At 47.9% G+C, this 5676-nt stretch carries 2 tRNA genes and 3 rRNA genes; all 5 read right to left on the bottom strand.

Going from position 1 to position 5676, the window contains the following annotated elements:
• Positions 1–38 precede the first annotated feature (38 nt).
• A 5S ribosomal RNA gene (gene rrf, locus ED312_RS23355) occupies positions 39–146 on the bottom strand.
• A 141-nt stretch (positions 147–287) separates the two neighbouring features.
• Positions 288–3112: ribosomal RNA gene (locus ED312_RS23350) — 23S ribosomal RNA — on the bottom strand.
• A 174-nt stretch (positions 3113–3286) separates the two neighbouring features.
• Positions 3287–3360 (bottom strand) — tRNA-Ala (locus tag ED312_RS23345).
• A 161-nt stretch (positions 3361–3521) separates the two neighbouring features.
• A tRNA-Ile gene (locus tag ED312_RS23340) sits at positions 3522–3595 on the bottom strand.
• Between the two features lie 152 nt (positions 3596–3747).
• A 16S ribosomal RNA gene (locus tag ED312_RS23335) occupies positions 3748–5266 on the bottom strand.
• The 16S, 23S and 5S rRNA genes sit together here with 2 tRNA genes alongside, the layout of an rRNA operon.
• Between the last annotated feature and the right edge of the window lie 410 nt (positions 5267–5676).

The following is a 5676-nucleotide window of genomic DNA, read 5'->3' as shown; positions in this document are numbered from 1 at the left end:
TATAAAAAAACCCCTCACTGTTTAGTGAAGGGTTTCAAAGAAGGCGGCGACATACTCTCCCGCTCTCGCAGTACCATCTGCGCTCATGGGCTTAACTACTCTGTTCGGAATGGTAAGAGGTGAGCCCCATGGCTATAACCACCTTAAATTGTGGGTTGCAGGTTTCTGGGTTCAAGGTGCAGGTTATTTTAAGTCAGTATAACCCGGAACCTTATACAGGGAACCTCCAACACTAATATGATAACATATTGAGATAAAACACATCCTAAAAAAAAAGTAAACAGCGGTATTATAAGTCTACGGGTAATTAGTACTACTCGGCTACGACATTACTGCCCATACACCTGTAGCCTATCAACGTGGTCATCTCCCACGACCCTTTAAAGAAATCTCATCTTGTGGCGGGTTTCGCGCTTATATGCTTTCAGCGCTTATCCCATCCCAACATAGCTACTCAGCGGTGCTCCTGGCGGAACAACTGATACACCAGAGGTTAGTCCAACTCGGTCCTCTCGTACTAGAGTCAGATCCACGCAAATTTCTAACGCCCACAGTAGATAGAGACCGAACTGTCTCACGACGTTCTGAACCCAGCTCGCGTGCCACTTTAATGGGCGAACAGCCCAACCCTTGGGACCTTCTCCAGCCCCAGGATGTGACGAGCCGACATCGAGGTGCCAAACCCCCCCGTCGATGTGAGCTCTTGGGGGAGATCAGCCTGTTATCCCCGGCGTACCTTTTATCCTTTGAGCGATGGCCCTTCCATACGGAACCACCGGATCACTATGCTCTACTTTCGTACCTGATCGACTTGTAAGTCTCTCAGTCAAGCTCCCTTATGCCATTGCACTCTACGCACGGTTACCAAGCGTGCTGAGGGAACCTTTAGAAGCCTCCGTTACGCTTTTGGAGGCGACCACCCCAGTCAAACTACCCACCACGAACTGTCCCTCTAAAAGAGGTTAGGCTTCAGATAAGCAAAGGGTGGTATTTCAACAACGACTCCACAACGCCTGGCGACGCCGCTTCATAGTCTCCCACCTATCCTACACATCACTTATCCAAAGTCAATACGAAGCTATAGTAAAGGTGCACGGGGTCTTTTCGTCCCACTGCGGGTAATCGGCATCTTCACCGATACTACAATTTCACCGAGCTCATGGCCGAGACAGTGTCCAGATCGTTACACCATTCGTGCAGGTCGGAACTTACCCGACAAGGAATTTCGCTACCTTAGGACCGTTATAGTTACGGCCGCCGTTTACCGGGGCTTCAGTTCAATGCTTCGGGCGAACCCTAACATCTCCCCTTAACCTTCCGGCACCGGGCAGGTGTCAGACCCTATACGTCATCTTTCGATTTCGCAGAGCCCTGTGTTTTTGATAAACAGTCGCCTGGACCTTTTCACTGCGGCCACACCGGAGTGTGGCGTCTCTTCTCCCGAAGTTACGAGACTATTTTGCCTAGTTCCTTAGCCATGAATCTCTCGAGCGCCTTAGAATACTCATCCCAACCACCTGTGTCGGTTTACGGTACAGGCTGCATAACTCGCTTTTCTTGGAAGATACGACTCGGGATTATCACCGCAGCCGAAGCCTTAGTGTACTATCCTGCCCTTTCAGGCAGTTCAACGTGCTATTCCGTCAGCACGCACCCAATAAATATCTCCGTCACTTTTAACGTTATGCAGGTACAGGAATATTAACCTGTTGTCCATCCACTTCCCCCTTCGGGTCCGCGTTAGGCCCTGACTAACCCTCAGCTGATTAGCATAGCTGAGGAAACCTTGGTTTTTCGGCGTGCGGGTTTCTCGCCCGCATTATCGTTACTTATGCCTACATTTTCTTTTCTATACGTTCCAGCAAACCTCGCAGTTCACCTTCAACACATATAGAATGCTCCCCTACCACTCCCTAAGAAGTCCATAGCTTCGGTGGTATGCTTATGCCCGATTATTATCCATGCCGAACCGCTCGACTAGTGAGCTGTTACGCACTCTTTAAATGAATGGCTGCTTCCAAGCCAACATCCTAGCTGTCTAAGCAGTTCAACCGCGTTTTTTCAACTTAGCATACACTTGGGGACCTTAGCTGATGGTCCGGGTTCTTTCCCTCTCGGACATGGACCTTAGCACCCATGCCCTCACTGCTTTAAAGCATTTTATAGCATTCGGAGTTTGTCAGGAATTGGTAGGCGGTGAAGCCCCCGCATCCAATCAGTAGCTCTACCTCTATAAAACTATTAAAACGCTGCACCTAAATGCATTTCGGGGAGTACGAGCTATTTCCGTGTTTGATTGGCCTTTCACCCCTACCCACAGGTCATCCCAAGACTTTTCAACGTCAACGGGTTCGGGCCTCCACTTTGGGTTAACAAAGCTTCACCCTGCCCATGGGTAGATCACACGGTTTCGCGTCTACTTCTACTGACTAAGTCGCCCTATTCAGACTCGCTTTCGCTACGGTTCCGTACCTGAAGTACTTAACCTGGCCAGCAACAGTAACTCGTAGGCTCATTATGCAAAAGGCACGCCGTCACCCCGAAGAGCTCCGACCGCTTGTAAGCGTATGGTTTCAGGATCTGTTTCACTCCCTTATTCAGGGTTCTTTTCACCTTTCCCTCACGGTACTGGTTCACTATCGGTCTCTCAGGAGTATTTAGCCTTAGCGGATGGTCCCGCCAGATTCACACAGGGTTTCACGTGCCCCGCGCTACTCAGGATACTGCTATGATTTATACAACCTTACCTATACGGGACTATCACCCTCTACGGTACCTCTTTCCAAAGGTTTCTAATTCAGTGTACAATCAATGTCGCAGTCCTACTACCCCATAATTGCCGTAACAACTATGGTTTGGGCTGCTCCGCGTTCGCTCGCCACTACTTACGGAATCACTCTTGTTTTCTTCTCCTACGGGTACTTAGATGTTTCAGTTCCCCGCGTTCGCTCATCTTACGATGTACTATACCTTCAGTATAGTGGGTTGCCCCATTCGGACATCTGCGGATCAAGTCGTATGTGCCGATCCCCGCAGCTTTTCGCAGCTTATCACGTCCTTCTTCGCCTCTGAGAGCCTAGGCATCCCCCATACGCCCTTACATAACTTATAATACCTTAAGTATCTCTATACGGTCCGTAAACCGCATAGCTAATTTGCTCTTTTACTTTTATTCTATCTACAAAATATAATAATATATCTTGCTCGTATTTGCTTTATCTCAATATGTCAATGAACTTTCAGCCAGTCATCACAGCTCTTTTACACCGTAATAACCATCGCCTCGTGGAGAATAAGGGAGTCGAACCCTTGACCTCCTGCGTGCAAGGCAGGCGCTCTAGCCAGCTGAGCTAATTCCCCTCGTAAATCCCGAATGTCGAATTCAGAATCTTGAATATAGAATTCCCAACTTCCAGAATTTCCTAATACTATCATCAATGAACTTTTTTCCACATTAATCACACATGGAACCGATACGCAATCCTAATTCTAACGTCCTACTCCGTATCTTTAATTTCTCGTAGTCTCGGGCAGGCTCGAACTGCCGACCTCTACATTATCAGTGTAGCGCTCTAACCAGCTGAGCTACGAGACTGTCTCTAAAATCACAAGTCCCATCACTCCGTACAGACCTGTATTTTCAACCTGTAACTTGCAACATCCAACCTGCAATTGTTTTTTTTATTGACAGCATTAAGCAAAATTATCCCTTTCAGATACTTCACACTAAATATCCCATTTCTCTAGAAAGGAGGTGTTCCAGCCGCACCTTCCGGTACGGCTACCTTGTTACGACTTAGCCCCAGTTACCAGTTTTACCCTAGGCAGCTCCTTGCGGTCACCGACTTCAGGTACCCCCGGCTTCCATGGCTTGACGGGCGGTGTGTACAAGGCCCGGGAACGTATTCACCGGATCATGGCTGATATCCGATTACTAGCGATTCCAGCTTCACGGAGTCGAGTTGCAGACTCCGATCCGAACTGTGATCGGTTTTATAGATTCGCTCCTTATCGCTAAGTGGCTGCTCTCTGTACCGACCATTGTAGCACGTGTGTAGCCCAAGACGTAAGGGCCGTGATGATTTGACGTCATCCCCACCTTCCTCACGGTTTGCACCGGCAGTCTGGTTAGAGTCCCCGACATTACTCGCTGGTAACTAACCACAGGGGTTGCGCTCGTTATAGGACTTAACCTGACACCTCACGGCACGAGCTGACGACAACCATGCAGCACCTTGTGAATTGTCCGAAGAAATAGCTGTTTCCAACTACGTCAATCCACATTTAAGCCTTGGTAAGGTTCCTCGCGTATCATCGAATTAAACCACATGCTCCACCGCTTGTGCGGGCCCCCGTCAATTCCTTTGAGTTTCATTCTTGCGAACGTACTCCCCAGGTGGGATACTTATCACTTTCGCTTAGCCACTGAGACTTACACCCCAACAGCTAGTATCCATCGTTTACGGCGTGGACTACCAGGGTATCTAATCCTGTTCGCTACCCACGCTTTCGTCCATCAGCGTCAATAATGTGTTAGTGACCTGCCTTCGCAATCGGTATTCTATGTAATATCTATGCATTTCACCGCTACACTACATATTCTAATCACTTCACACACATTCAAGACCGCCAGTATCAAAGGCAATTTTACCGTTAAGCGGCAAACTTTCACCCCTGACTTAACAGCCCGCCTACGGACCCTTTAAACCCAATGATTCCGGATAACGCTTGCATCCTCCGTATTACCGCGGCTGCTGGCACGGAGTTAGCCGATGCTTATTCCTACGATACCGTCATCAGGGTACACGTACCCCTTATTCTTCTCGTAGAAAAGCAGTTTACAACCCATAGGGCAGTCTTCCTGCACGCGGCATGGCTGGATCAGTCTCCCGACCATTGTCCAATATTCCTCACTGCTGCCTCCCGTAGGAGTCTGGTCCGTGTCTCAGTACCAGTGTGGGGGATCTCCCTCTCAGGACCCCTACCCATCGTTGCCTTGGTATGCCGTTACCACACCAACTAGCTAATGGGACGCATGCTCATCTTATGCCGGAAAAACCTTTAATATAAAATAGATGCCTATTCTACATACCATGGGGCATTAATCCAAATTTCTTCGGGCTATTCCCCTGCATAAGGCAGATTGCATACGCGTTACGCACCCGTGCGCCGGTCTCTAAGGAGCAAGCTCCTTATACCCCTCGACTTGCATGTGTTAGGCCTGCCGCTAGCGTTCATCCTGAGCCAGGATCAAACTCTTCATCGTTTAATCTTAAATATTATATAAGATATCCCGCATGATTCATGTAACCTACTCAAAACAATTTTGCTTAAATCTTCCTAAATAAAAGTCTTACGTATCGTAAAACTTCATTAGTGCTGTCAACAATATTTCAAGGAACTCCCCTTAATCTCTTAACTCAATTTTTTCGCTCTTTCTCAAAGCGGCTGCAAAAGTAAATCTTTTTCTTAAACTCACAAACTTTTTGCAGACTTTTTTTTCAAAAAACTTAACCACCTGTCCTCAACCATTCATCCCTCGCAAAGCGGCTGCAAAAATAAGCCGTTTCTGTAAATCTCACAAACTTTTTTGCTACATTTTTTCTCAAGAACTTCGCTTCTGCAAATCAGCATCCTTCCCTTCCAAAGCGGGGGCAAAGATAAAACCTCTTTCCC

Origin of the sequence: Sinomicrobium pectinilyticum, assembly GCF_003725735.1 — a bacterium.
Lineage (GTDB): Bacteria > Bacteroidota > Bacteroidia > Flavobacteriales > Flavobacteriaceae > Sinomicrobium > Sinomicrobium pectinilyticum.
Note: the sequence above shows the minus strand (reverse complement) of the source record. Positions and strands in the feature narration are given on the sequence as shown.